Source organism: uncultured Halopseudomonas sp., assembly GCF_963977355.1.
In the GTDB taxonomy this organism is placed as follows: domain Bacteria; phylum Pseudomonadota; class Gammaproteobacteria; order Pseudomonadales; family Pseudomonadaceae; genus Halopseudomonas.
Genome location: NZ_CAXBOV010000029.1, coordinates 21,116 through 47,819, shown reverse-complemented (window position 1 = coordinate 47,819; position 26,704 = coordinate 21,116). Strand labels below are relative to the sequence as shown.

At 56.3% G+C, this 26,704-nt stretch carries 23 protein-coding genes; 6 read left to right on the top strand and 17 right to left on the bottom strand.

Annotated features, from left to right (window positions below):
• Positions 1–1,139, bottom strand: a 1,139-nt coding sequence (locus AAC076_RS14980) for an NAD(P)/FAD-dependent oxidoreductase (protein WP_339847195.1), incomplete at its 3' end; no start/stop codon positions are given.
• 82 nt (positions 1,140–1,221) lie between these two features.
• Here AAC076_RS14980 and AAC076_RS14975 point away from each other — a divergent pair.
• Positions 1,222–1,866, top strand: a complete 645-nt coding sequence (locus AAC076_RS14975) for a TetR/AcrR family transcriptional regulator (RefSeq protein WP_339847193.1) — start codon at positions 1,222–1,224, stop codon at positions 1,864–1,866.
• 15 nt (positions 1,867–1,881) lie between these two features.
• Here AAC076_RS14975 and AAC076_RS14970 read toward each other — a convergent pair whose 3' ends face one another.
• From AAC076_RS14970 to acnB, 5 genes are all read right to left on the bottom strand, one after another.
• Positions 1,882–2,562: a hypothetical protein gene (locus AAC076_RS14970; RefSeq protein ID WP_339847190.1), complete on the bottom strand. Its 681-nt coding sequence runs from the start codon at positions 2,560–2,562 to the stop codon at positions 1,882–1,884.
• 191 nt (positions 2,563–2,753) lie between these two features.
• Positions 2,754–4,085: a 30S ribosomal protein S12 methylthiotransferase RimO gene (rimO, locus tag AAC076_RS14965; protein WP_339847188.1), complete on the bottom strand. Its 1,332-nt coding sequence runs from the start codon at positions 4,083–4,085 to the stop codon at positions 2,754–2,756.
• A gap of 128 nt (positions 4,086–4,213) precedes the next feature.
• Positions 4,214–6,718 carry an EAL domain-containing protein gene (locus AAC076_RS14960; protein ID WP_339847204.1) on the bottom strand — a complete coding sequence of 835 codons (2,505 nt, stop codon included), beginning with the start codon at positions 6,716–6,718 and terminating at the stop codon, positions 4,214–4,216.
• Positions 6,719–7,084: 366 nt separating this feature from the next.
• On the bottom strand, positions 7,085–7,303 hold the full coding sequence (locus AAC076_RS14955; RefSeq protein WP_339847186.1) for a YgdI/YgdR family lipoprotein: 219 nt from the start codon (positions 7,301–7,303) through the stop codon (positions 7,085–7,087).
• A 117-nt stretch (positions 7,304–7,420) separates the two neighbouring features.
• A complete protein-coding gene (gene acnB / locus AAC076_RS14950) occupies positions 7,421–10,030 on the bottom strand; it encodes a bifunctional aconitate hydratase 2/2-methylisocitrate dehydratase (RefSeq protein WP_339847183.1) in 2,610 nt (869 codons plus the stop codon).
• Between the two features lie 325 nt (positions 10,031–10,355).
• Between acnB and AAC076_RS14945 the strand changes: the two genes are divergently transcribed.
• The gene (locus AAC076_RS14945) at positions 10,356–10,802 is read left to right on the top strand and encodes a DUF1289 domain-containing protein (RefSeq protein ID WP_339847181.1); all 447 of its coding nucleotides are present in this window, start codon (positions 10,356–10,358) and stop codon (positions 10,800–10,802) included.
• A gap of 83 nt (positions 10,803–10,885) precedes the next feature.
• Here the strand turns inward: AAC076_RS14945 and AAC076_RS14940 are convergent, their stop codons facing one another.
• The gene (locus tag AAC076_RS14940) at positions 10,886–11,746 is read right to left on the bottom strand and encodes a universal stress protein (RefSeq protein WP_339847180.1); all 861 of its coding nucleotides are present in this window, start codon (positions 11,744–11,746) and stop codon (positions 10,886–10,888) included.
• A 182-nt stretch (positions 11,747–11,928) separates the two neighbouring features.
• Here AAC076_RS14940 and AAC076_RS14935 point away from each other — a divergent pair, with 182 nt between their 5' ends.
• From AAC076_RS14935 to AAC076_RS14925, 3 genes are all read left to right on the top strand, one after another.
• Positions 11,929–12,537 (top strand): tRNA-(ms[2]io[6]A)-hydroxylase, encoded by a 609-nt coding sequence (locus AAC076_RS14935; RefSeq protein ID WP_339847178.1) that lies wholly within the window; start codon positions 11,929–11,931, stop codon positions 12,535–12,537.
• 83 nt (positions 12,538–12,620) lie between these two features.
• Complete coding sequence (locus tag AAC076_RS14930) at positions 12,621–13,493, top strand: transporter substrate-binding domain-containing protein (protein WP_339847175.1); 873 nt, start codon at positions 12,621–12,623, stop codon at positions 13,491–13,493.
• A 140-nt stretch (positions 13,494–13,633) separates the two neighbouring features.
• Entirely contained in the window at positions 13,634–15,091 is a 1,458-nt protein-coding gene (locus tag AAC076_RS14925; RefSeq protein WP_339847173.1) for a PLP-dependent aminotransferase family protein, read from the top strand.
• Between the two features lie 71 nt (positions 15,092–15,162).
• Here the strand turns inward: AAC076_RS14925 and AAC076_RS14920 are convergent, their stop codons facing one another.
• The 7 genes from AAC076_RS14920 to AAC076_RS14890 form a co-directional block, all read right to left on the bottom strand.
• On the bottom strand, positions 15,163–16,068 hold the full coding sequence (locus AAC076_RS14920; protein ID WP_339847201.1) for a hydroxymethylglutaryl-CoA lyase: 906 nt from the start codon (positions 16,066–16,068) through the stop codon (positions 15,163–15,165).
• A gap of 2 nt (positions 16,069–16,070) precedes the next feature.
• On the bottom strand, positions 16,071–18,050 hold the full coding sequence (locus AAC076_RS14915; protein WP_339847170.1) for an acetyl/propionyl/methylcrotonyl-CoA carboxylase subunit alpha: 1,980 nt from the start codon (positions 18,048–18,050) through the stop codon (positions 16,071–16,073).
• Position 18,051: 1 nt separating this feature from the next.
• Positions 18,052–18,846, bottom strand: a complete 795-nt coding sequence (locus AAC076_RS14910) for a gamma-carboxygeranoyl-CoA hydratase (RefSeq protein WP_339847167.1) — start codon at positions 18,844–18,846, stop codon at positions 18,052–18,054.
• 57 nt (positions 18,847–18,903) lie between these two features.
• On the bottom strand, positions 18,904–20,511 hold the full coding sequence (locus tag AAC076_RS14905) for a carboxyl transferase domain-containing protein (RefSeq protein ID WP_339847165.1): 1,608 nt from the start codon (positions 20,509–20,511) through the stop codon (positions 18,904–18,906).
• A gap of 39 nt (positions 20,512–20,550) precedes the next feature.
• On the bottom strand, positions 20,551–21,714 hold the full coding sequence (locus AAC076_RS14900) for an isovaleryl-CoA dehydrogenase (RefSeq protein WP_339847163.1): 1,164 nt from the start codon (positions 21,712–21,714) through the stop codon (positions 20,551–20,553).
• A gap of 30 nt (positions 21,715–21,744) precedes the next feature.
• Positions 21,745–22,146, bottom strand: coding sequence for a MerR family DNA-binding transcriptional regulator (locus AAC076_RS14895; RefSeq protein ID WP_339847160.1), 402 nt, complete (start codon positions 22,144–22,146; stop codon positions 21,745–21,747).
• 133 nt (positions 22,147–22,279) lie between these two features.
• Positions 22,280–23,224 (bottom strand): LysR family transcriptional regulator, encoded by a 945-nt coding sequence (locus tag AAC076_RS14890; RefSeq protein WP_339847157.1) that lies wholly within the window; start codon positions 23,222–23,224, stop codon positions 22,280–22,282.
• 187 nt (positions 23,225–23,411) lie between these two features.
• Here AAC076_RS14890 and AAC076_RS14885 point away from each other — a divergent pair, with 187 nt between their 5' ends.
• Entirely contained in the window at positions 23,412–24,620 is a 1,209-nt protein-coding gene (locus tag AAC076_RS14885) for an acyl-CoA dehydrogenase (protein ID WP_339847155.1), read from the top strand.
• Between the two features lie 183 nt (positions 24,621–24,803).
• On the opposite strand, the gene infA is transcribed toward AAC076_RS14885, so the two are convergent.
• The 3 genes from infA to aat all read right to left on the bottom strand — a co-directional run bounded on the left by infA (position 24,804) and on the right by aat (position 26,663).
• The gene (infA, locus tag AAC076_RS14880) at positions 24,804–25,022 is read right to left on the bottom strand and encodes a translation initiation factor IF-1 (protein WP_036989719.1); all 219 of its coding nucleotides are present in this window, start codon (positions 25,020–25,022) and stop codon (positions 24,804–24,806) included.
• A 174-nt stretch (positions 25,023–25,196) separates the two neighbouring features.
• Complete coding sequence (locus AAC076_RS14875; RefSeq protein ID WP_339847125.1) at positions 25,197–25,904, bottom strand: arginyltransferase; 708 nt, start codon at positions 25,902–25,904, stop codon at positions 25,197–25,199.
• Between the two features lie 63 nt (positions 25,905–25,967).
• Complete coding sequence (gene aat, locus AAC076_RS14870; protein ID WP_339847123.1) at positions 25,968–26,663, bottom strand: leucyl/phenylalanyl-tRNA--protein transferase; 696 nt, start codon at positions 26,661–26,663, stop codon at positions 25,968–25,970.
• Positions 26,664–26,704 lie beyond the last annotated feature (41 nt).

Here is a 26,704-nt window from a genome sequence, read left to right as displayed (position 1 = left end):
GCGGTGTGCTCGCCAAAGGCCACTGCCTCACCATCGACACTCACCTGCACATCACCCAGCGCATTCAGCTTGAGGCCGGTAGCGGTAATGATGATGTCTGCCTGGAGTTCTTCACCGGAAGCAAGGCGGATACCATCCGCAGTAAAGGACTCAATAGTATCGGTCACGACGGAGGCACGACCGGCGCGAATATCGTGGAACAGGTCTCCGTCGGGTACGGCGCACACCCTCTGGTCCCACGGTTTGTAGGAGGGGGTGAAGTGTTTCATGTCGAGCTCGGGACCTACCTGAGTCTTGACCATGTGCAGCAGTCGCTGCTTGAACATCTCGGGCTTGTTGCGCGCGATCCGGTAGAAGAACGAGCCCAGTAACACGTTCTTCCAGCGGGTCAGGGCGTGTGCCGCAGGCATAGGCACCCATTTTTGCAGGCCGCGGGCGAAACCATCTTCCAGCGGACGGGATACCACATAGCTGGGCGAGCGCTGCAGCATGGTGACATGCGCGGCGGTTTGAGCCAGAGCGGGTACCAGGGTTACCGCGGTAGCACCGCTACCGATCACGACCACACGCTTGCCTGCGTAATCCAGGTTCTCGGGCCAGAACTGGGGATGAATAATCTGACCCTTGAAGTCGGCCTCATTGGGAAAATCCGGTCGATAACCTTCGTCGTAACTGTAATACCCGGCGCACACCGAGAGCATGCGCGCCTTCACAACCTCCTCATGCTCCGTACCCTGCTGATCAGTGGCAAGGGATTGAACAGTCCAGAGGGCTTCTTCGCTGGACCAGGACGCAGAAACGACCTTGCGCTGGAAGCGGATGTTGTTGGTTATGCCCGACTCTTCGGCGATCTCTTCAATGTAGCGCTTGATGTCCGAGCCGTCGGCAATGGCCTTGCGGTGAGTCCAGGGCTTGTAGCTGTAGCTCAGCGTGTACATGTCCGAGTCGGAGCGAATACCGGGGTAGCGGAACAGATCCCAGGTGCCGCCTATCGCGGCGCGGCGCTCGAGTATCTGATAGCGCTTGTCCGGGCACTGATCGGTCAGCGCACGGGCGGCGCCGATACCGGAAAGACCGGCACCGATGATCAGAACGTCCAGTGGCGAGGGTTGAAATTGTTGTTGTTGTGCTGTGCTCATGGGAATGTCCCGACAATGGGTGGTGGTGACAATCTAAATTGTCATATAAGATTTGGCAATCCCTATTGTCAGAATTCAATTCATGAATACAACAACCAACGCAGCTCCTACCGGAAACGCTCCAGAACCCAAAAGACGCTACCGCGGCTCAGCGGTGGAGGAGCGCAGGGCGCAGCGACGTCAACAGCTGATAGACGCCGCTGTGCGTGTGTACGGAGAAAACGGTTATCGTCATTCCGGGGTTAAACAGGTATGCGATGCCGCAGGACTGACCCAGCGCTATTTCTATGAGTCTTTTGCCCATAGCGATGAGTTGCTGATTGCTGCCTATGAACAGGCGGCGTGCTGGATGCGTGAAGACAATATGGCGGCGGCCCAGGCCGCGGGAAAAGATCAGGTATTGCGTAGCAGGGCGATGTTGAGAGCTTTTTTCCAGGCGCTTAAGGAAAACCCCACCATCGGCCGCCTGTTGCTGATCGAGATTCGCGGCATCAGCCCCGCGGTGGACAAAGCAATAGAGAAAGCACTCAAGGCTACCAGTGATGATATTGCCCGCGTGCTTGCGCGACCGGGCAAACCCTTTGACGAATTGCTTCAGGCCGGCATCCTCGGCGGCGTCATCCATATCGCCCTGCATTGGATGGCCAGCGAATACCGCACGCCGGTAGATGCGGTCACGGACACCGCACTCAAGCTCGGCGTCTCGCTGCTGGATGAGGACAGTTGAACGTCAGAGCTGCTTTTACAGCGACAGGGCAGGTGTTGCAGGTATGTTTTTTCTGCTTTGAATATCACTGGGCATTTCCTTGAGTACCCGTGCTCTCTGCTCGTCAATGTACCTGCGCATGGTCATCTCTCCCCATGCGCCAGCGGCTTCGTCAATTTCACGATCAATGTCTGGTTGTACCATGCTCAATGCAGTAAAAGCGTCGCTCTGGGCGAGTATCATGACCTGAGTGAGTTCGTCTGCATTCAGCTGACGCATCAAGGTCTGGTCGTCCGCTGGTTTCCCGGCAAATGCCGCCTGGTAAACCAGCTCGAAATAATGCTCAACTCCCTTGTTTGCAGAGAGCTTCTCAAGCTCTACCAGTTGCGAGTAGCTCAGATGACGAGCGTAGATCTCTGCAAGCATTAGTTCGAAATCTTCAGCATCCACATCGGCGAGGGCTCGATTGGCTAGCTCGGCTATTCCGGGCTCTTCAATTCCTCTGATAGCTATAGTCTTGATTACCCCCAAATTAAAGGCCTCACCGGCACCAATGTTGCGAAGAAAGCCCTTTGCCGCGTGGATGTGGTTTGGGCTTTGCACTTCGCCGTTGACCCTCATTGGGTTATCGACATGGGTAGGCTGGGGAGCGCTGCAGGCTGAAAGCAGAAGAGTCGCAAGAAGACACGCAATAACGCACGCAATGGAGTGCTGCATGGATGAATCCTTTCTCAGATGTAATGGGCAGACGGCTATCGGGCATCCATGCCGGGGGGGTGGGTGCGGAAAAGCGACCGAGCAATGAAAATAATGCCGCAGTTCTGGCTAACTGCCAAGAGTCGAGATGAGCAAAAACAGGAATATACGGTAAGCGGATCGAGGGGCTCCTCGATCCGTATGGACAGGTGTCAGGCCAGTTCCGCCCAAAGGTCGTATTCGTCGGCATCAAAGACCTTGACGTTTACGATATCTCCCGGCTGAAGGGTTTCTTCGGTGTTGATGTAGACGTTACCATCGATCTCCGGCGCGTCGGCCATAGAGCGGCCAATGGGGCCTTCTTCATCTACTTCGTCGATCAACACCTGGATGGTCTTGCCGACTTTCTGCTGCAAGCGTTCAGCGCTGATCACTTGCTGGTGCGCCATGAAGCGCTCCCAGCGTTCTTCTTTGACCTCTTCAGGCACGGCATCAGGTAGTTCATTGGCCGCCGCACCCTCAACGTCGGAATACTTGAAGCAACCCACACGGTCCAGCTGAGCTTCAGTCAGCCAGTCGAGCAGGTACTGGAAGTCCTCTTCGGTTTCGCCGGGGAAGCCGACGATGAAGGTGGAGCGGATGGTCAGCTCGGGGCAGATCTCGCGCCATTTCTTGATGCGCGCCAGAGTCTTGTCCTCAAACGCAGGGCGCTTCATTGCCTTGAGAATTTTCGGACTGGCGTGCTGGAAGGGAATATCCAGATACGGAAGGATCTTGCCTTCGGCCATCAGCGGAATCAGTTCATCCACGTGGGGGTAGGGATAGACGTAATGCAGTCGAACCCAGATACCCAGCTCACTGAGCGCTTCACACATCTCGGTCATGCGTGACTTGACCGGCCTGCCATTCCAGAAACCAGTGCGGTATTTGATATCCACGCCGTAGGCGCTGGTGTCCTGGGAGATAACCAGTAACTCACGCACACCGGCTTTAGCCAGGCCTTCAGCTTCGCTTAGCACTTCGCCCACAGGGCGGCTTACCAATTTTCCGCGCATGCCGGGAATGATGCAGAAGCTGCAGCTGTGGTTACAGCCCTCGGAGATCTTCAGATAGGCGTAGTGGCGTGGGGTGAGTTTGACGCCCTGGGGCGGCACCAGATCGATCAGCGGGTTGTGATCAGCGCGAGGCGGTATGACCTCATGCACGGCGTTGACTACCTGCTCGTATTGTTGCGGCCCGGTCACAGCCATGACGCTGGGGTGCACGTCACGGATAGCGCTTTCTTCGACGCCCATGCATCCGGTCACGATGACCCGACCATTGGCGGCAATGGCCTCGCCAATCGCATCCAGGGATTCGGCCTTGGCGCTATCGATAAAGCCGCAGGTGTTGACCACCACGACGTCTGCATCCTCGTAGGTGGGGACAACCTGATAACCCTCGGTACGCAGTTGGGTAAGAATGCGTTCGGAGTCCACCAGGGCCTTGGGGCATCCAAGACTGATGAAACCGACTTTGGGGCTGGTCGAGGGGACCTGGGACATGCTGAACCTCATGGCTGCGCGGCGGGGCCGGATACGTACGGAAGCGGAAAGCGGCGTATTCTAGCTGTCTGTGTGCCAGCATGCCATAGCTGGGACCTGCCGCTCGTCTCACAGCCGTTGCAGCTGGTTCACGTCGTTCTGATCAGTCGGACTGCTGGGCCCGGTCGGCCGAAGTGATAGCCTTGATAGAATTGACAGCCAAGCTCCAATAGGCGATCCCTCTGGGCCTGGGTTTCGACGCCCTCGGCAATGACCCGCAGGTCCAGACTGTTGCCCAACGCAACAATGGTGCTGATAATTGCGGCGTCGTTAGCATCGGTCAGCACATCACGTACGAAAGACTGGTCGATCTTCAGTTGGAACAGCGGCAAGCGTTTCAGGTAGCCGAGTGAGGCATAGCCGGTACCAAAGTCATCCAGGGAGAAGCGCACGCCGTGCTCACCCAGAACGCGCATACGCTCGGCTGTGGCTTCCACGTCCTCCACCAGCAGGCTCTCGGTAAGTTCGAGCTCGAGTCTCTCGGGACTAAAGCTGCTATTTTCCAGCCGCGAGAGGACTGTTTTCACAAAGCCGGGATGGCGGAATTGCTTGGGACTGATATTCACCGCCAGGGTCATATGGGCCATAGCGGGTTGTTGTGCCCACTCCTCCAGCAGATCGCAGGCTTCATGCAGGACCCACTCACCAAGGCTGATGATCAGCCCGCTGGATTCGGCAATGGGAATGAAGCTACCCGGAGGGATGGGGCCTTCCTGGGGATGTGTCCAACGCAAGAGCGCTTCCATACCAAGTACCTGTCCAGCCTGGTCTACCTGCGGCTGTACGTGCAGTTGTAATTGGTTCAGCTCGATGGCTCTGCGCAGATCGGCTTCTATAGTTGCCCGTCGGGTAGCCTCTGCCTGCATTATCGGATTGAAGAACTGCACATTGTTGCGCCCGGTTTGTTTTGCCTCATACATGGCCAGCTCGGATCTCTGGAGCAACTCATCGGGGTTGTTTTGCCCGTCACAGAACATCACGATACCGATACTGGCAGTGACAACATGGTATGCATGATTAATCTGCACGGAGTTACTGATCAGTTCGATGGAGTCCTGTGCCAGCAATTTAGCCTGATCTGCTGCGGTATCGAGATTCTGCGGCAGGCCCTCAAGCAAAAGTACGAACTCGTCACCGCCCAGGCGGGCCAGGGTGTCGGTGGGGCGTATTTGCTTGCGCAGTCTGTCGGCCACCACTTTAAGTAACTGGTCACCCTGCTCATGGCCAAGCGTGTCATTGAGATTCTTGAAGTTATCCAGATCGATGAATAGCAACGCACCCTCAAAGCCGGTCTTTTCCTGATTTGCCAAGGCATGTCGGACACGCTCAATCAGCAGGCCTCGATTCGGCAGTTCAGTGAGAGGGTCGTAGAAGGCCAACTGATGTATTGCCTTTTGAATGTTTCTATATTCGGTAATGTCAGTATCAATGCCGCACAGGGCGTAGGTATTGTTGTTTGCATCGTGCAGGGGGATCTTTACCGAAACCAAGGTGCGCTGGACGCCACCTGCCGTCAGTTCAGTTACTTCCTCGCTGGCGGTTTGAGCCCCGGGTTGGAGAACCTGTTTATCAGTGCGATTACGTTTTTCTGCTGTGGCGCTGTCGAACAACTCCTCGTCGCTGCGCCCCATGACCTCGGTTGGCGACATGCCTAAGAGTTCGCATAACGTATGGTTTGCGTACTGGTAACGAAGGCTGGTGTCCTTGATATAGATATGCGCCTGCACGCTGTTGAGAATCGTGTTCAAGCGCTTCTCGCTGGCCTGAAGTTCACGGGTACGAAGGTTTACTCGATGGCGGAGCAGGCGGTTGAATATCAGCGTGAGTACGAGCAGCAGAGCAAGTATCAGCGACAGACCAATCAGATAGGGCGGAATCGTTATACGCTCTGCTTGGCCACTCCAGCGTCGCAGGATGTCGTGATAGGGTGAGTTCGTGTCGTTTTGCCAGCGATCGAGATACCCGTCAATCGTACTCAGCACATCCAGGTGAGTGCCTCCGCCGCCAACAAAAAAGAGTTTGGCCGGTTGAAAGAGAATCGGAGTAGATACGATGTCTGTCGAGATCGTCATTTGATCGCCAAAATGATGATTACTGACAACGGCGTCAGCCTCTTTCCTGGAAACGAGTGAAAAACCCTCGGCGTAGCTGCTGACCTTTACCCACGCCACGCTGATGCCGAAACTGTCCGCAAGATCTTTCAGGTAGCGCTCTTGCACTGAGCCGGCAAGTACCGCTACCTGTTTGCCGTCCAGGTCTAACATGGCCTGAATCGCGCCACCGTTGCGCTGGTAAATTTGTGACCAGCTATGCAACGCGGCAATCTCATGAAAGTCCAGTTTACTGGCTCTGACATCAGTTCGAGCGACATCCGGCATGATATCTATTTGCCCGGCGCTCAACAGCTCCAGGCATTGGCTCCATTCGCACGGGACGGCTTTAATGTTCCAGTCTTCCCGGCTTGCTATTTCTGCTAGCAGATCTCCGAATATGCCGGAAGGTTTGCCCTGATAATCGAGAAAGAGTTTTGGTGGATTCTGGTAGACGCCTACAGTCAGTTCACTTTCCTGTGCCCAGAGGCTGTTTGCCAACACCAGCAGCAAGGCGCAAGTAGTTGCCCTGAAGCTCCATGTAAGGGATTTTCGTGCTTGTTTGTAATTTAGTGACCGTGTTCTATCCATTGATCCGTCACGTGTCCGTTTCTGCGAGTTCAATCCATACTTATTCATAGCAGAAAAAACCACTTTTCGGATGCTCGCGTGCATAACCGTTCGCAACAGGGAAAGCGAACTGCTGTTGCAAGACAAACGTATTGGTAAAGTTGACGATGCGTTTAGCGAGATATGATATTCAACCGAATGGGCGTATGTGAAGACCGGGATATTGATCGTGGAAGACGTAAAAAATAAAAGGCACGGGCATTTACCAAGCGCGTGCCTGTTCAGATTCCAGCTTTAGAATCAGCGTTCCTGGATCTGATCGATGTCAGATTGCGGAATCTGATGCATCCGGCCTTCGCTGTCTTCATAGCGGATCATCTGGGTATCTTCATCGATCTCTGGCTTGTCGGAAGCCTCGAGAATGGTTCCATCATTGGTGGTGATCAAATAATCACTGGCGCAACCGGCGAGGGTCAGAATGCCGAAACCACATGCCACTGCCATAATCCACTGCTTCATAGATGTTGCTTCCTTCAAACTTATAATCGGGTTCGCTGGTTTGGACTGCGCAATGACAAATATGTTCAAGGCATAAAAAAACCCCACCGAAGTGGGGTTTTTTATACTGCAAGGTGCTTACAGCTCAGTGACCGGAATGGACGCTGCAGCTTTCTGGTAGGACTCGATTTCGTTGAAGTTCATGTAGCGATAGATATCAGCGGACATGCTGTTGAGCTCAGCCGCGTAACCCATGTACTCCTCAACGCTCGGCAGACGACCCAGAATGGACGCGACCGAAGCCAACTCGGCAGAGGCCAGGTACACATCGGCGCCATCACCCAGGCGGTTCGGGAAGTTCCGCGTGGAGGTGGAAACCACAGTGGACTTGGCAGCTACACGTGCCTGGTTACCCATGCACAGGGAGCAGCCAGGCATTTCCAGGCGTGCACCAGCCTTGCCATAGATGCCGTAATAGCCTTCTTCGGTGAGCTGGAACTGATCCATCTTGGTCGGCGGAGCCAGCCACAGACGGGTCGGCAGGGCGCCCTTGTTCTTCTCGAGCAGCTTGCCGGCAGCGCGGAAGTGACCGATGTTGGTCATGCACGAACCGATGAATACTTCGTCGATCTTCTCGCCAGCAACCTGAGACAGCAGGCGAGCATCGTCCGGATCGTTTGGAGCGCAGAGAACAGGCTCTTTCACGTCGGCCAGATCGATTTCGATGATTGCAGCGTACTCGGCATCCGGATCGGCCTTCATCAGCTTGGGATCTGCCAGCCAGGCTTCCATGGCCTGGGCGCGACGCTCCAGGGTACGTGGATCCTGATAACCGTTGGCAATCATCCAGCGCAACAGCACGATGTTGGACTTCAGGTACTCAGCAACCGACTCTTCGCTCAGGTTGATGGTACAGCCGGCAGCAGAGCGCTCGGCGGATGCATCAGACAGTTCGAATGCCTGTTCGGCAGTCAGATGATCCAGACCTTCGATCTCGAGAATACGGCCAGAGAAGACGTTCTTCTTGCCTTTCTTCTCGACGGTCAGGTGACCTTCCTGAATCGCGTAGTAGGGAATTGCATGGACCAGGTCACGCAGGGTGATACCGGGCTGCATTTCACCTTTGAAGCGAACCAGAACCGATTCCGGCATGTCCAGCGGCATCACACCGGTGGCAGCGGCAAAGGCAACCAGACCGGAACCGGCCGGGAAGGAAATGCCCATAGGGAAACGGGTGTGCGAGTCACCGCCGGTGCCGACTGTGTCGGGCAGCAGCATACGGTTCAGCCAGCTGTGGATGATGCCGTCACCAGGACGCAGCGCAACGCCACCACGGTTGTGGATGAAGTCGGGCAGTGTGTGGTGCGTGGTCACGTCGATGGGCTTGGGGTAAGCCGCGGTGTGACAGAACGACTGCATGACCAGATCGGCGGAGAAGCCCAGGCAAGCCAGGTCTTTCAGCTCGTCGCGGGTCATAGGACCAGTGGTGTCCTGTGAGCCAACGGTGGTCATCTTCGGCTCGCAATAGGTGCCGGGGCGCACGCCTTCGACGTTGCAAGCCTTGCCGACCATCTTCTGCGCCAGGGTGAAGCCCTTGGTGCTGGCAGCCGGTACATCGGGGAGGCGGAACAGGTCGGCAGCGGGCAGACCCAATTCGGCGCGCGCCTTGTCGGTCAGACCGCGGCCAATGATCAGCGGAATACGGCCGCCGGCGCGTACTTCGTCGAGCAACACCTGCGTTTTCAGTTCGAAGGTAGTGATGACTTCGTCAGTACCGTGCTTGCAAACCTTGCCGTCATAGACGTAAATATCGATCACGTCGCCGGTGTCGATTTCGTTGACGTCGAATTCGATTGGCAGGGCGCCGGCATCTTCCATGGTGTTGTAGAAGATGGGAGCGATCTTGTTACCGAAGCAGAAACCACCGGCACGCTTGTTCGGTACATAGGGAACGTCGTCACCGAAGAACCAGAGTACGGAGTTGGTAGCTGACTTGCGCGAAGAACCGGTACCCACCACGTCGCCTACGTAGGCAACCGGGAAGCCCTTGGATTTGACTTCTTCGATCATTTTCAGCGGGCCGACAGCGCCTTGCTCGTCCGGGACGATGCCGTCACGGGCCATTTTCAACATGGCCAGTGCGTGCAGCGGGATGTCGGGACGTGACCAGGCATCAGGAGCAGGAGAGAGGTCGTCGGTGTTGGTCTCGCCTGGCACCTTGAAGACGCTCAGGCTGATTTTCTCGGGTACTGCAGGGCGGTTGGTAAACCATTCGCCATCAGCCCAGGATTGCATGACTTCCTTGGCATGGGCGTTGCCGTTCTTGGCGCGATCAGCGACGTCGTGGAAGGCATCAAACATGAGCAGCGTGTGCTTCAGCTCTTTAGCTGCAGCAGCGGCCAGCTCGTCGTTGTCCAGCAGATCGACCATAGTGACGATGTTGTAACCGCCCTGCATGGTGCCGAGCAGTTCTACGGCGCGCAGTTTGGTCAGCAATGGAGAGGTGACTTCGCCCTTGGCCACGGCAGCCAGGAAGCCGGCCTTGACGTAGGCCGCTTCATCAACGCCCGGGGGTACGCGGTTGGTCAGAAGGTCGAGCAGAAACTCTTCTTCGCCAGCCGGTGGGTTTTTCAGCAGGTCAACCAGACCAGCGGTTTGTTCGGCATTCAGCGGCTGGGGCACGATGCCCAAGGCTGCGCGCTCTTCTACATGTTTGCGATAGGCTTCAAGCACAGTTATTACCCTCATCAGTCTGTTCTGCCTGCGGCGGAACGGTCATCCTCACGGACCAGGGAAGCACTGAATAAGCATCTTGCGAAAAGGGAGTTATTCAGTGCTTCCCCTGCATGCCGGACTTAGGGCTGGAGAGCAGGCTCGGCCTGTTGCTGCTGGCGGGCAAGCTGGCAACGGATCACGCAGCCCTAACGGCGGGCTGATTCTACAGCAAGCGTGAGCCAAAGTTAAGCTCGAGGGCTCTGGGACCTTCGTATCAGATGCTTATAAAATCGCAGGTCAACAGGTTGGGGCGACGAGATAGGTTGGTTTACCATGAGCTTCCGCAGCGGAGCCGCACATGACAGAAATCTCTTACACCAGCAAAACGCCCTGCATAGGACTCTGTTCGACCGTTTATGGTGATCTGGTATGCCGGGGGTGCAAGCGATTCAGTCACGAAATCATCGACTGGAACCGTTACCAGAATGATCAGAAAAAAGCTGTCTGGAGCCGTCTTGAGCAGTTGCTGACGCAGTTAGTCATGGCCAGGATAGAAGTCGTGTCAGCTTTGGAGCTTCGTGGGGCAATGGAAGCCAGACAACTGGTTTTTACCGAAGAGCAACCCATCAGTCTGCAAATCTGGCGCCTGCTCAGCCGCGCGGATGCGCCTGCGCTAGAGGAGTGTGGAATGCGCGCCAGGGCGGGATACAACGGGGTGAATGTCAAGCAGCTCCGGGAGGAGATCGACAGGGATTACTTCAATCTTTCCGAGGCTTACTACCAGCGACATACAGTCAGGCTGTGATAAAGCTGCAAGCTGAAGGTCTAAAGCCGGACTTGTCGTCCGGCTCAGCGTTGCCGCCTGCAGCTCGCTACCTGTTGTCGAATTTACTTCTCCAGCAGGTTTTCCAGATGCGCCATGGTGTCCTCGGGCTTTAGCACCAGAATGTCGCTCTCTAGTTGGTCGAGAATGACTTCTGCCGTGTTGCCGATCAGTGCGCCGGCAATACCCTTGCGACCTACAGTGCCGATAACGGTAACGCTTGCGCCGATCTGCTTGGCAATTCGCGGGATCAGTGTGTCCGCCGGGCCTTCGTCGATATGCACATGACCATCATCTAACTGATGTCCAGCGATGTACCGCTCTGATTCCGCACGATAGCGTGCGGCAATATTTTCCCGCACTTGATATACCGGGTCTGACGCCGACATCATCGCCGCTGGATGCGCGCTGACCAGATGCAGACTGCCGTTGATCATGTCGACAATATCAGCTGCGTGGCTGACGATGGTGTCGTGCAGAACATGATGCTGATCATCGTGATTGCCTACATCGACAGCTGCAAGAACGCTACCTTTCATCCAGGAGTCGGTGGTCTTGACGAGCAGGATAGGGGCAGGGCAGTAACGCAGTAGTTTCCAGTCATCGGGAGTCAGCAGTGCCTTTTTCAACGGACTATCAGGCAGATGTTGTTTGATGACCAGGCCGCATCCCTGGGATGCCGCCACGAGGACAACGGTGTCAGTGAGGTTGCTGTGCCAGGCCTGGCTGCATTCGGCATGCATGCCTTCCGCTTTGAGGTCGGCGCAAAGCTTTTCGAGCATCGGCTTGTGGTCCTGCCGGTTCTCGCACACGAGTAGGTGTAGATCGGATTCGATCACACCCGCGATCAGTTTGGCACGGTTGAGTGCCAACTGTTCGGTCTGTGTCGGATCAATTACAACCAGTATTCGCTTGATTGCTTGCATGGCCTATCTCCCTGTTTTCGGTTAGTGCTGTTTTAGTTCTGCTGTTGTCTCTAGCTAGTATCAATGTAGTCTGTTTTTGCCCAAATGCTGTTGATTTGGATCAAATCCCCTGAGTGCGCTTGCATCGGGAGTCGTGGATAATGCGCTGATTCCGAAACATTTACTTGAAATCGTGATGCCCAATGACTCTGCCCCAAGAACTTATCGATTTTCTTCCATCGCGCACCCCGCAAGCTTGGGTGTCTCAGGCGCTGGCTCACCCTGCCGAGCTGCTTATCGATCATGCCAATTGTGAAAAAAAAGCCGCATCAACAGCATTGAATCTGATGTTTCGCTACGTGGACAAACCGGACCTGCTGCAAAAAATGTCCAGGTTGGCCCGAGAGGAACTTCGGCACTTCGAGCAGGTGACGGCCATCATGCAGCGACGCGGGGTTGTATATAGAGGGCTCTCTGCCAGTCAGTATGCCCAGCGTCTACGTCAACATGTGCGTACTACAGAGCCTGGTCGGCTGATCGATACACTGATCATCGGCGCTTTTATCGAAGCCCGGTCCTGTGAGCGTTTTGCCTGTCTGGCTCCGCACCTGGATGAGGAACTGGGAGACTTTTATCGCTCCCTGCTCAAATCCGAAGCGCGTCATTATCGAGACTACCTGGCGCTGGCGCGGCAGTTTGCGGACGGCCCGATCGATGCGCGCATCGCTGAGTTTGCGATTTTGGAAGCTCAGGCCATGGCTGAAGATGATGTGGAGTTCCGATTTCACAGTGGCGTTGCCAAAACTGCTTAAGAAGGCTGAAAAAAACAGTCGCTATACGTCTATACTGCAACGAACGAATCGCTTTTTGATCTGGTCATTCCGAGGAGTCCGCAATGAGACTGGCAACGGCAGGTACCCGTTATGTGCGCAGGGCTGCAAAGCTGGCCGGTTTTGGCGCACTCACGTTGTTTTCGCTGACAACGCCGTTAGCGGTGAACGCCGCGCCCTTGTGCGAGCGAATCGTGGCGACGGGTAATCCGCAATATCCGCCGCTTCTCTGGGTTGATCCCACAGATGAGAAGCGGCTGATAGGTGCAGGAGCGGAGCTTCTTGAAAAAGCCCTGGCCCAGAGCAATATCAAACTCGACATGCTCAACGTAGGACCCTGGTCACGGGCGCAGGAAGAAGTGCGCAGTGGCCGCGTCGATATGCTTGCGGGTGCATTCCTGACCCGGCAGCGGCTGGGCTATATGGATTACATCCATCCTGCCTACGCAGAAGTACCCAGTGTGATCTTTGTACGTTCCGAGGGGATTTTCCCCTACAGCGGCTGGGACGACCTGCGGGGCAAGACCGGTAGCACGGTGCTCAATAACAGCTTTGGTAATCGCTTTGACCGTTTCGCAGCGGACAATTTGCAGATCGAGCCGGTGCCCTCAATCGAACAGTCTTTTCAGAAGCTGCTGCGAGGTCGCGCCGATTACGTGGTTTATGAGCGCTATCAAGGTATATCCATTGCCCAGCAGATGGGCATTGCCGATAAGCTGGAAACCCTCGATGGCTCGCTCATGACCGAGCAGCTTTTTCTGACCCTGTCGCACAATTCGGCATGCAACTCTCCCGATTTGCGCGCCGCCCTGGCGCAGGCCATGTTCGATCTTTCGCGCACGGGTGTGCCTCAGCAGCTACTGGAGAAGTATCGAGAGGTCTGGGCGCTGCAAATGGTGACGTCAGGTGCCGTACCTGGCCCAGTAATCAACGAATAACGGAACAGTTTGTTTCTGCCTGTACTGAGCCCGCACAGTTGCTGCCACTGTTATGCTGTTGTGCTATTTTTTCCCGCAACTGTATGGCGCTGACCAATTTACCGCTGAATTAAGGTAGAAAGGCATGCAGGAGAACAGCAATGAGCAGCCTTTTATACCAACAGATTGCCCGGCAACTGGCCGAAGATATCCGCAACGGGTTTTACCAACCCGGTGAGCGCGTCCCCTCGGTACGCAAACTGAGCACCCAGAAGGGTGTCAGTCATGCCACCGTATTGCATGCCTATGCGACGCTGGAGGATCAGGGTCTGATCAGGGCCAGGCCGCAGTCTGGCTATTTCGTTCACAATGCGCCCGTCCTGACTGCACCGACACCGCCCATCGCGCGTGTCGAACAACCCTATGCAGTCACGCGCAGCGGCATCATCAGCGAAATTCTCCACCAGTCACGCCGCGAAGGCGTAATGCCGCTGGGCGCCGCTGTGCCATCGAGTCAATATCTCCCCCTGCGTGCACTGCATCAGCAGATGAGCAAGGTGACGCGGTTTCACAGCCAGAAGGCCTACAGCTATATCTTCAGCCCCGGCTATGAGCCATTGCGGCGGCAGATAGCAATCCGCATGCGTGACGCAGGTGCAGTTGTTGATCCCTCCCGGATCGTGATTACCAATGGGTGCGTTGAGGCGATTCAACTATGCCTGCGCTCGGTCACCAGCCCCGGTGATCTGATTGCCACCGAGGCCCCCAGCTATTACGGTCTGGTCCAGTTGTGTGATCTATTGGGCTTGAAAGTAATAGAAATTCCGACTGATCCTGATAGCGGGCTCAGCCTGGAGTCGCTGGAAAAAGCCGCAAATGAATGGCCGATCAAGGCATTGGTTCTTACCGCACGCGCGGGCAATCCGATGGGGGCAACCATGCCCGAGGACCGGCAGCGCAAACTGGTGGCTATGATGGCCAAGCGGGGATTGCCGATTATCGAAGATGATATCTACGGTGAGCTGATGTTCGAGCCCGGCCGTTCCAAGGCGCTGAAGGCCTTTGATTGTTCGGATACCGTGATGTATTGCTCGAGTTTTTCCAAGACCATTTCACCCGGAGTACGCACGGGTTGGGTCATTGCCGGAAAGCATCAGAATGCCATCGAGAAATTGCAGACCTTCACCACGCTGTCAGCCTGTAGCGTCAGTCAGATGTCAGTAGCGGCGTATCTTGAGAACGGCGGTTACGACCGTCACCTGCGTTATCTGCGTCAGGAATACCGCAAGAACCTGAGCAGCTTTCAGTTGGCGGTGCAGCAATATTTTCCTGAGGGCACTCAGATCACCCGACCTGCAGGTGGCTTTATCTTATGGATCAGCCTACCCGGGGGAATTGATGCGCAACGCTTGTTCGAGCAGGCTCTGGAGCACGATATCAGTATCGCCCCTGGTGCTGTGTTCAGTCATTCGGAGCAGTTTAACCACTGCATGAGGCTCAATTGTGGTGTGCCATGGAACCGGGAAACCGAATCGGCGGTGATGACTCTGGGTTTGCTGGCCAAGGGGTTGTTGATTAAAAACAAGGCTGTAAAAGAGGTTGATGAAGCAGTTGCTTAGGTGTTGGCTGTGATTCTGATCATTCCCGGTGGTCGGGCCGCAGCCCGGCACCGGGATGAGGCCAGCCCAGACTATCGCGCGGCCAGAGTGGCCCTGGCGACCCGCGAACCATTTTTCCTGCCCAGGACCTGACTGATCCGCGCACCGGCGTCTATCAACAGATCGAGATCGATCCCGGTTTCGATTCCCAGTCCGTTCAACATATACAGCACATCTTCGGTTGCCACGTTACCAGTGGCGCCCTTTGCATAGGGGCAGCCGCCCAGGCCGGCGACGGAACTGTCAAACACACGAACACCCTCGAGCAAACTGGCGTAGATATTTGCCAGGGCCTGTCCATAGGTGTCATGAAAATGCCCGGCCAATTGTTCCCGGGGCACATGCTGGGCAACACGCTCGATCAATGCCCGTGTAGCTCCGGGTGTCCCGGTGCCTATGGTGTCACCGAGTGAAACCTCGTAACAGCCCATAGCGTGGAGTTCGCGGGCAACCTGGGCGACCTGCTCCGAGGATACGTCTCCCTGGTAGGGACAACCCAGCACGCAAGAGATATAGCCACGCACTCTGACGCCGGCCTCTTGTGCAGCCGCTAATACCGGGGCAAAACGCTCAATACTCTCGGCGATAGAGCAATTGATATTACGCTGGGAGAACGCCTCGGAGGCGGCAGCAAATACCGCGACCTCACGGACACCAGCTGCCAGGGCCGCCTCCAGACCTTTCATATTGGGAGTCAATGCTGAATAGTGCACGCCAGATTGCTGGTTGATAGCCGCGAAAACATCTGCCGAGCCGGCCATTTGCGGCACCCACTTGGGCGATACGAAACTGCCGACTTCGATATGCTGCAAACCCGCTGCCGTAAGATCGTCGACCAGACGTACCTTGTCTGCCACAGCAATAGGTTGAGATTCGTTCTGCAGGCCATCACGCGGGCCTACATCGACCAGGCTCACCGATGATGGCATATTCTGCATGTTCATGGTGTTTCCTCCAGTTCGACCAGCAGGGTGCCTTCGCCGACCAGTTCCCCTTCGCTACAAAAAATGGCGACCACCGTCCCGGCATGGGGCGCGCGGATGCTGTGCTCCATCTTCATCGCTTCGACCACCAGCAGCGCGGCTCCCGCATCAACCTGATCGCCTACCTTGATGAGCAACCGCACAATGCTGCCATTCATGGGTGCCTGCAATCCACCCGTTTGCTGCTGTTCGCGGGCGACGCGGCTGATCGGGTCGACTTTTTCTATGCGCAACCACTGATCCTGCCACAAGAGGTATAGCACCTGACCGCGGATAATCACCGGGTACCGATGCAGCAAGCGGTCACGAATAACAACGACCTGTTGCTCGGCTGGGTTGTAGCTGCAGCCAGCCGTGTTGAGTCGTTCTAGTTGGCGATCTTCGCTGCCGCACTGCAGATGCAAACGGTTGCTCAAGGGTGATCCGCTTCGCCAACCCGGTTGCAGGGTGCTCCAGGGTGACGCTTGATCATCAGCGCGATGGTGTGGCTGTAAACAGAGCAGCCACGCCATTCCTGCCAGCTGCCAGAATTCGTCGCTCAGCGGAGTCTTGGCTGGTAGCAGATCTGCAGCGTGACGCGGTATGAATCCGGTATCCAGCTCCCCGTTGGCAAAAGCTTGGTGGTTAATGATTCGGCCCAGAAAGGCCAGGTTGGTCTGGACACCGGCAATCGCTGTTTCGCGGAGCATGGCTTGAAGATTCAGCCGAGCCGCTTCTCGTGTATCGCCCCAGGCTATGACCTTGGCCAGCATAGGATCGTAGAAGGGTGATACGTCATCGCCTTCACTGATTCCGCTATCCAGACGTCTACCCGCGCCCGGAATCGGTTCACGATAAAGTTGCAGCGTGCCACTGGCCGGAAGAAAGTCATTAAGGGGGTCTTCGGCATATAGTCGGGCCTCCATGGCGTGGCCGCGCAGCGGAACCTCATGCTGTTGCAACGGCAGCGCCTGGCCCTGTGCGACCTGTAACTGCCAGGCCACCAGATCCTGACCAGTGATGGCCTCGGTAACGGGGTGCTCGACTTGCAGCCGAGTATTCATTTCCATGAAATAGAAGCGTTCCTGCTCGTCGAGCAGAAATTCTACGGTACCTGCCCCTACATAGTTGATTGCCCGGGCAGCCTGCACCGCAGCTTCGCCCATGGCCTCACGCAATTTCGCAGAAAGACCGGGGGCAGGGGCCTCTTCAATCACTTTCTGATGGCGCCGCTGAATGGAGCAGTCGCGCTCGTTGAGGTGAATACAATTGCCCTGTTGATCGGCAAACACCTGGATCTCGATATGCCGCGGGCGAGCGAGATAGCGCTCAACCAGCATGGAGTCGTTGCCAAATGCTGCCTTGGCCTCACGCTGAGCAGAGGCCAGTGCGTCGGTCAGGTCTGCTTCACGCTCGACTACCTTCATGCCCTTGCCACCACCACCGGCAACGGCCTTGAGCAGGACCGGGTAACCAATACGCTGGATTTCAGCACGGAAGGTTTCCAGGTCTTGCTCGGCGCCGTGGTATCCCGGCACCAGGGGTACCCCAGCAGTTTCCATCAGTGCTTTGGCAGCGGATTTGCTGCCCATGGCATCGATTGCGCTTGCTGGCGGTCCGATAAAGATCACACCCTGGTTTTCACAGGCGCGGGCAAATTCGGCGTTTTCTGACAGAAAGCCATAACCTGGATGTATCGCCTGGGCGCCGCTTTGCCTGGCTGCGGCCAGGACCAGATCGCCCCGCAGGTAGCTATCGGCAGGTTTGGCTCCGCCCAGATTGACCGCCATGTCAGCCTCCAGGACGTGACGCGCGTTGCGGTCTATTTCACTGTGGACTGCCACGGTACGAATCCCCATGGCTTTTGCGGTGCGCATGATGCGACAGGCTATCTCGCCACGATTGGCCACCAGCAAGCAGGTGATGGGGGTATTGGGCGCCTTGCGCACATGGCTCATGTCATTTCTCCTGCCAGGCCGGCTTGCGCTTGTCGAGAAACGCACAGAGCCCCTCCTGACCTTCAGGACTAACGCGTACACGGGCGATGGCCGCTTCGGTATAACGACGCAGCGCCGGGGTCAGCTCACCCTGTTTGACCTCTTGCAAAAGCGCCTTGGTGGCGCGCATGGCGGCGGGACCGTTCTGCAGCAGGTTATTAGTCCAGTCGCTAACGGCCTGGTCCAGATCCTGTGCGTTATAACAGGCTGCGAGCAGACCCAGATGTTGGGCCTGCTCACCATTGAAACGTTCGGCGGTCAGGGCATAACGTCGGGTCGCGCGCTCACCAATGGCCTTGACTACATAAGGGCTGATCACCGCCGGCAAAATGCCAATCCGTACCTCGGAAAGACAGAACAGGCTGTCCTCGGCACCGATGGCCATGTCGCAGCAACTAATCAGACCCAGGGCGCCGCCAAAGGCCGCGCCTTGCACGACCGCGAGGGTGGGCAACTTGAGTTGGTACAGACTGGCCATGACCTGGGCCAGCTCACGGGAGTCGTTAAGATTGGCGTTGTAGTCCAGCTTTGCACTCTCCTGCATCCAGGTCAGGTCGGCGCCAGCGGAAAAATGCTTGCCACGGCCACGGAGCAACAGAAAGCGCAGTTCAGGCCGCGCCTCTATCTCGTCGAAAGCCAGCAGAAATTCGCGGATCATCTCGGCGTTGAAGGCGTTATTCTTCTCTGGCCTGTTGAGCCACAGCGTAGCGATGTTGGTGTCGGTGAATTCGAGCTGTAATGTTTTGAAGTCGGACATGACGTTCTCTGTGAAATGTATTTTTCTCTTATTCAGGCTTCACGCTTGCTGCGCTGTCTACATCCTGAAAACACCGAATTTGGTCGGTTCGATGGGTGCATTCAACGAAGCCGATATTGCCAGGCCGAGGATGTCGCGGGTCTGGCCTGGGTCGATCACGCCGTCGTCCCAGAGTCGTGCGCTGGAATAGTAGGGGTGACCCTGGTGTTCGTACTGGTCGAGGATGGGCTGGCGTAATGCCTTTTCCTGTTCAGGGCTGAAGGTGTCTCCACTGCGTTCGGCTTGCTCATGCTTGACCTGCACCAGCACCCCAGCTGCCTGCTCGCCGCCCATCACCGAGATGCGTGCGTTGGGCCACATCCACAGCAAGCGTGGCTCGTAGGCGCGGCCACACATGCCGTAATTTCCGGCACCGAAACTGCCCCCAATGATGACGGTGAATTTGGGTACTCGTGCACAGGCAACTGCGGTGACCAGTTTCGCTCCGTGTTTGGCGATACCGCCGGCTTCGTATTTCTGACCGACCATAAAACCGGTGATGTTCTGCAGAAAGATCAGAGGAATACCGCGCTGGCAGGCCAATTCGATAAAGTGCGCGCCTTTTTGCGCAGATTCGCTAAAGAGCACGCCGTTATTGGCAACGATCGCGACTGGATAGCCGTGTAGATGAGCGAAGCCACATACCAGGGAACTGCCATACAGTGCCTTGAATTCATCGAAAACCGAGTCATCCACCAGCCGGGCAATCACTTCACGCACGTCGTAGGGCTGTTTCGCGTCAGCAGGGACGATGCCGTACAGATCACTTGCCGGGAAGCGTGGAGGTAACACTGGCTTGCACTGCAACTCGCCCGCCTTGCGCCAGTTCAGATTGGCTACACAGCGCCGGGCGATGGCCAGGGCATGTTCGTCATCCTCGGCGTAGTGGTCCGCAACGCCTGACGTCTTGCAGTGCACATCTGCACCGCCCAGTTCCTCGGCGCTGACCACTTCACCGGTTGCGGCCTTGACCAGAGGCGGGCCGGCAAGAAAGATGGTGGCCTGCTCGCGCACCATGATGGCTTCATCGGCCATCGCCGGCACATAGGCCCCACCTGCGGTGCATGAGCCCATCACTACTGCGATCTGCGGGATGCCCTTGGCACTCATGTTCGCCTGATTGTAGAAAATTCGGCCGAAATGTTCGCGGTCCGGAAAAACTTCGTCCTGCCGGGGAAGGTTGGCGCCGCCGGAATCGACCAGGTAGATACAGGGCAAGCGGTTCTGTTCTGCGACGGTCTGGGCACGCAGGTGTTTTTTGACAGTGAGCGGATAGTAGGAGCCGCCTTTGACCGTCGCATCGTTAGCCACGATCATGCATTCGATGCCCTCGACCCGGCCGATACCCGCGATCAAGCCGGCAGCGGGCACATCTTCGCCGTAGACCTCATGGGCCGTAAGCTGACCAATCTCGAGAAAAGCCGATCCCGGATCCAGCAAGGCGTCAATCCGCTGCCGAGGGAGTAGTTTGCCCCGCGACAGGTGCCGCTCTTGCGCTTTCTGCCCGCCACCCTGGCTGATCTGCGCCAGGAGTTTTTGCAGGTCCTTGACGAGCTGGCACATGGCATCGCTGTTTGCCAGGAAGTCGGGGGAGGCGGGATGGATCTGTGAATTCAGAATACTCATTGCATGCCTCGTAGACCTGTAGCGAACAGCTCCGCTTCTTTAACGCGTTTCATTGAACAGCTCCCGCCCGATCAGCATCCGCCGGATCTCACTGGTACCCGCGCCGATCTCATAAAGTTTGGCGTCGCGTAGTAGGCGGCCAGTTGGGTAGTCGTTGATGTAGCCGTTACCACCCAGGATCTGAATCGCGTCCAGCGCCATCTGGGTCGCACGCTCGGCGGTATAGAGGATTACGCCGGCGGCGTCCTTGCGGGTGGCTTCCCCGCGGTCGCAGGCCTGGGCTACGGCATACAGATAGGCCCGGCTGGCATTGAGCTGGGTATACATATCGGCCACCTTGCCCTGGATCAGCTGAAATTCACCAATACTCTGGCCGAACTGTTTGCGATCGTGAATGTAGGGCACTACTTCATCCAGGCAGGCCTGCATGATGCCTACCGGACCGCCGGCCAATACCACGCGCTCATAATCCAGGCCGCTCATGAGTACGCGCACACCGGCATTCAGACCGCCGAGTATGTTCTCTGCAGGCACTTCCACGTTGTCGAATATCAGCTCGCAGGTATTCGAGCCGCGCATACCCAGTTTGTCGAGCTTGGGGCCTCGGGAAAATCCTTTCCAATCCCGCTCTACGAGAAATGCCGTGATCCCGTGTGGACCCTTTTCCGGTTCGGTCTTGGCGTAGATCACGTACACATGGGCGTCCGGGCCGTTGGTAATCCACATCTTGGTGCCGTTGAGAACGTAGTGGTCGCCGTGCTTGTCCGCACGCAGTTTCATACTGACTACGTCAGAGCCGGCATTGGGTTCGCTCATTGCCAACGCGCCGATATGTTCGCCGCTGATCAATCTGGGCAGATACCGGGCCTTTTGCTCGGCACTGCCGTTACGATTGATCTGATTCACACACAGGTTCGAATGTGCGCCGTAGGACAGGCCAACCGAGGCAGAGGCGCGGCTGATCTCTTCAATGGCGACCACATGTGCGAGGTACCCAAGACCTGCGCCGCCGTGTTCTTCGGGCACGGTAACACCGAGCAGGCCTAGATCACCAAAACGGCGCCAGAGTTCATTGGGGAACTGGTTGTCACTGTCGATACTGGCCGCACGCGGTGCCAGCTCGGACCTGCAGAAGCTGCTTACCTGCTCACGCAGCATGTCGATGGTCTCGCCCAGGGCGAAGTTCAGAGAGGTGTAATGCATGAAATCACCTTTTATTCTTGTAGTAGATGATCAGGCGCCGACTGGGCGACCGGACAATGTTCGAGTCAGAGCTGCGTGGCAACGCTCTTCAGCTGTATCCAGCTCAATCTGCATTTGTTGAATATCCAGCATCTGCTGTTCGAGCTGCGCCCGACGCTCGGCAATTTTGCCCAGCATGGTGTTGAGCTGTTTCTGATTGCCGCCCATGGGGTCGTAGAGACTGATCAGTTCGCGGCATTCGGCCAGGGAAAAACCAATACGTTTGCCGCGTAATATCAGTTTTAGGCTGACCTTGTCGCGAGCCGAGTAGACCCGTTCCTGGCCGCGGCGCTCGGGGCTGAGCAACCCCTGTTCCTCGTAAAAGCGAATCGCGCGGGTGGTGATGTCCAGTTCGCGGGCCAGATCGGAGATGGAATAAGTAGGGGAGTGCATAGCGAACCTTTGCTTTAACCTTTACGTTAACGTAAAGCTGAAGGCGTTCGCTGTCAATGGCAGGTTGAAACAGGGAAGGGAAAGCCCCGACAACGCATTGGCGGGGCTATTTTCAAGGCAGAACAGTCAGAACTCAGGATGCTGCGAGGGCGGCATCGCGCTCCTTGTTCATCTTGCGCTCAAGCTGTTGTGACAGTTCGATTATCTGCTCGCGCATCCAGCGGTTGGCTGGATCCTGGTCAGTGCTCTCGTGCCAGAAAAGATGAGTTTCGATTGGTGGTACGTCGTCAATCGGCAACTCGAAGTAGTGCAGGTTGTGACGTCGAGCGAAACGCTCGGGTACGGTCATGACCATGTCGGTCGAATCCAGTACCAGTGGCGCCATCTGATAATGCTGTGAGCGCAGTACTACGCGGCGCTGGATGCCGATCTTGCCCAGGGCCAGGTCAACGTGTCCCAGACCGTTACGGCGGCTGGAGATATGTATGTGTGACTGGGAAAGATAATCGTCCAGGGTGATCTTGCTTTTGCTGGCCAGCGGGTGATCCTTGCGCATCACACAGACGTAGCGATCTTCGAAGAGCTTGACGTGTCGAACCTGGGTATCGGTGTTCAGCGGCGCATCAATTGCGAAATCCAGCCGGCCAGCGGCCAGTTCCTTGGTAGTTTCACGGCGCTTGGTCAGAAAACTGTCGATATTGATATTCACGGCCAGGCGACGGATGCGCGAGGCCAGATTGGGCAGGATTACTGCCTCGGACAGGTCTGTCATGCTGATACGGTAGGTCTTGGTCGCCTCGTCGGGGTTGAAGCTGCGGCTTTCCTGTACGGAAACGCGCAACAACTGAAGCGCATGCCGCACTGGCGTGATGATGTTCTGCGCCATCGGCGTGGGCACCATACCCTGTGCCGTGCGGACGAACAACGGATCATTGAAGGTTTCACGCAGGCGGGCGAGGGCGTTACTTACAGCGGGCTGAGTGATTCCTACGATCTGCCCTGCGCGGGTCAGATTGGCTTCGGTATATATGGCGTCGAACACAATGAACAGGTTCAAGTCAACTTTGCTGAGGTTCATCGCAACATCATCCTTCGTATAGCGTGGAACGGGATGTCCCGAGGCGAGATATCACCAAGGCATCATAAGCGAAGTATATATTGCTTATGAATGTTAATACACGCGGAAAATAGGTTAGATAAATCGATTCGTGTCATCTAGCATCGTGTTGTCGTTAACACATCGTTACCAGAAAAGGCATGCAACTATGGATTTCGGATACTCCCCCAAGGTTAAAGATCTGCGCGAGCGCGTAGACGCATTCATGCAGGAACACGTATTTCCTGCTGAACACATCTTTCATGAGCAGGTCAACGAAGGTGATCGTTGGCAGCCCACTGCCATCGTCGAGGAGCTCAAGGTCAAGGCTCGCAAGGCTGGCCTGTGGAACCTGTTCCTGCCTGAGTCCGAGCTGGGTGCAGGCCTGACCAACCTCGAATATGCTCCGCTGGCCGAGTTGATGGGCCGTTCCGGTCTGGCTTCCGAAGCATTCAACTGCAGCGCGCCAGATACCGGCAACATGGAAACTATCGTGCGCTACGGTAATGAAGAGCAGAAGGAGCGTTGGGTCAAGCCGCTGCTGGCTGGCGAGATCCGTTCCTGCTTCGGTATGACCGAGCCGGGTGTTGCATCCTCTGACGCAACCAACATGCAGGCCAACGCCCGTCGCGAAGGTGACGAGTGGGTTATCAATGGTCGCAAATGGTGGACCTCCGGTGCTTGTGACCCACGCTGCAAAATCATGATTTTCATGGGTCTGACCAATCCCGATGCGCCGCGTCACCAGCAGCACTCGATGATTCTGGTACCCATGGACTCTCCCGGTCTGGAAGTCATCCGTCCGTTGCCAGTATTCGGTTATGACGATGCGCCGCATGGCCATGCTGAAGTGGTACTGGATAACGTTCGCGTTCCCTACGAGAACGTTCTGCTGGGTGAAGGTCGCGGTTTCGAGATCGCCCAGGGTCGTCTCGGGCCAGGCCGTATTCACCACTGCATGCGTTCAATCGGTGCTGCCGAACGTGCGCTGGAGTTGATGTGCAAGCGTTCAGTCGAGCGTGAAGCCTTCGGCAAGCGTCTGGCTCAGCTGGGTGGCAACATCGATCTGATTGCCGAATCACGTATCGAGATCAACCAGGCTCGCCTGTTGACCCTGAACGCGGCTTACATGATGGATACCGTTGGCAACAAGGTCGCCAAGAGCGATATCGCCCAGATCAAGGTCGTGGCCCCCAACGTTGCCCTGCGCGTTATTGATCGTGCGATCCAGATGCACGGTGGTGCGGGCGTGTCGGAAGATACACCGCTGGCTCACATGTATGCCATGCAGCGTACGCTGCGTCTGGCTGACGGCCCGGATGAAGTACACCGTGCTGCTATCGGCAAGATCGAAGTCGGTAAGTACATGCAGCGCTAAGCTCTGATTGAGCCTTGGCTCAAATAAAAACCGCTCCTTGTGAGCGGTTTTTTTGTATCCGGCGTTCATTGCAGGGTCTTTCTGTAAGCACGACAACGCCCACCCGCGTTAGCGGGTGTGCATATCAGGTTAAGCGTAGGCGTTGGCCGGGACGGCCGGAACTGCCGGGAAAAGTTTCCCGGATTAACGAGCGCGGTAGGTAATGCGACCCTTGGTCAGGTCGTAGGGCGTCAATTCAACGCGTACCTTGTCACCGGTCAGGATGCGGATGTAGTTCTTGCGCATCTTGCCTGAAATGTGGGCAGTAACAACGTGACCGTTTTCCAGTTCAACGCGGAACATGGTGTTCGGCAGTGTGTCTACAATGGTGCCTTCCATTTCAATACTGTCTTCTTTCGCCATTAAGCAAAGGCCTCTCAAATTACGGAATATCAACGAGACACGAATACTGTGCTCGCAAAAAAGGTGAGCAATTGTGCCTGAAAACCGCCCAACAACCAAGTTTGATCGGCTTTATTTAGTATTTCCGTTCGTTCGGCGCTACTTTTTTCGGCGATTTGTGGCATGTGTACGTGACTAAGTCAGCCGTATCCAGCGCTGATTGACGAGCATTTCCAGAGGCCTATATTCAGTTTTGTAACTCATCTTCCGACAGTTCTTGATCCAGTAGCCCAGGTATACGGCTTCCAGATGGGTCCGACGGGCTTCTTCGATCTGCCAGAGGATGGCAAAACGCCCTAGACTGCGTCGCTCATGGTCCGGGTGAAAAAAGGTGTAAACCGCTGACAGGCCGTTCTGCATATGATCAGTGACGGCCACCGCCAGCAGTTCACCATCAAGGCGGAACTCGTAGAAGAGGCTGAATGTCCAGTCCCGAACGAGAAAGGATTCGAACTGTTCACGACTCGGTGGGTACATGTCTCCGTCGGCATGGCGTGATTCGATATAACGGGCGTACAGGTGGTAGATCTCATCCGTCACCCCGGGCGACCGCGCTACAACCTGCAGGTCAGCATTACGTTTGATGATGCGCTTTTGCTGGCGACTAGGTGTGAAGTCCACCACCGGAATACGTGAAGCGATGCATGCGCTGCATGCCTGACAGTGGGGCCGATACAAGTGGTCTCCACTGCGCCTGAAGCCCAATTCTGACAAATGGCTGTAGGTTTGCACGTCGATGGGCGTCTGCGGGTCGAGAAACAGGGTGGTAGCTCGCTGATCCTCAAGATAGCTGCAGGCATGGGGATGCGTGGCATAGAATTTAAGGTGCGCGAGGTTGGTCATGGACGGTTGCTCGACGGAATGTGCGAAACGACGTTCGAATCAGTATAAGCCCTGGCCCGCCAGCTACAAATCAATGCCGCGCCATTGATCGATAGCTGATTCGGGGCAGAGCACCTGCAGTTGTGCAACAAATGCATCGCGGGAGACTGATTCGGCACCCAGGCTGAATAAATGCTCGGTTGGCATCTGACAATCAATCAGCTCATAGCCCCATTCCGTCAGCTTTCCTACCAGGAAAATGAATGCTGCCTTGGACGCGTTGCTTCTGCGACTGAACATGGATTCACCGAAAAAAACCCTGCCCAGGGCCACGCCGTAAAGGCCGCCCACCAGCTCGCCGTTCTCCCATACTTCAACCGAATGGGCAATACCAAGGCGGTGCAGGCGGCAGTAGGCCTGTTGCATCTCGTGGGTAATCCAGGTGCTGTCGGTATAATCCCGGGGCTGTGAACAGGCCTTGATGACGTCAGCAAAACTGCGGTCCAACGTGATCTCCAGCTCGGTCTTGCGCATGAACTTCTGCATGCTGCGTGACACGTGAAGCCGCTTGGGATAGAGAACCGTTCGAGGGTCTGGTGACCACCAGAGAAGGGGTTGGCCATCCTGGTACCACGGGAAGATGCCCAGGCTGTAAGCCTTCAATAAACGCTCGGATGACAGGTCGCCGCCTGCAGCGAGCAGACCCTCCGGCTCGGAAAGCGCCTTGTTGTGGGCTGGAAAGGTGAGGCTATCGGAACGTAGCCAGGTCAGCTGCGGCATGGGACGGCACCTTGGTGTCAACGCGAATGACTTGTACTTGA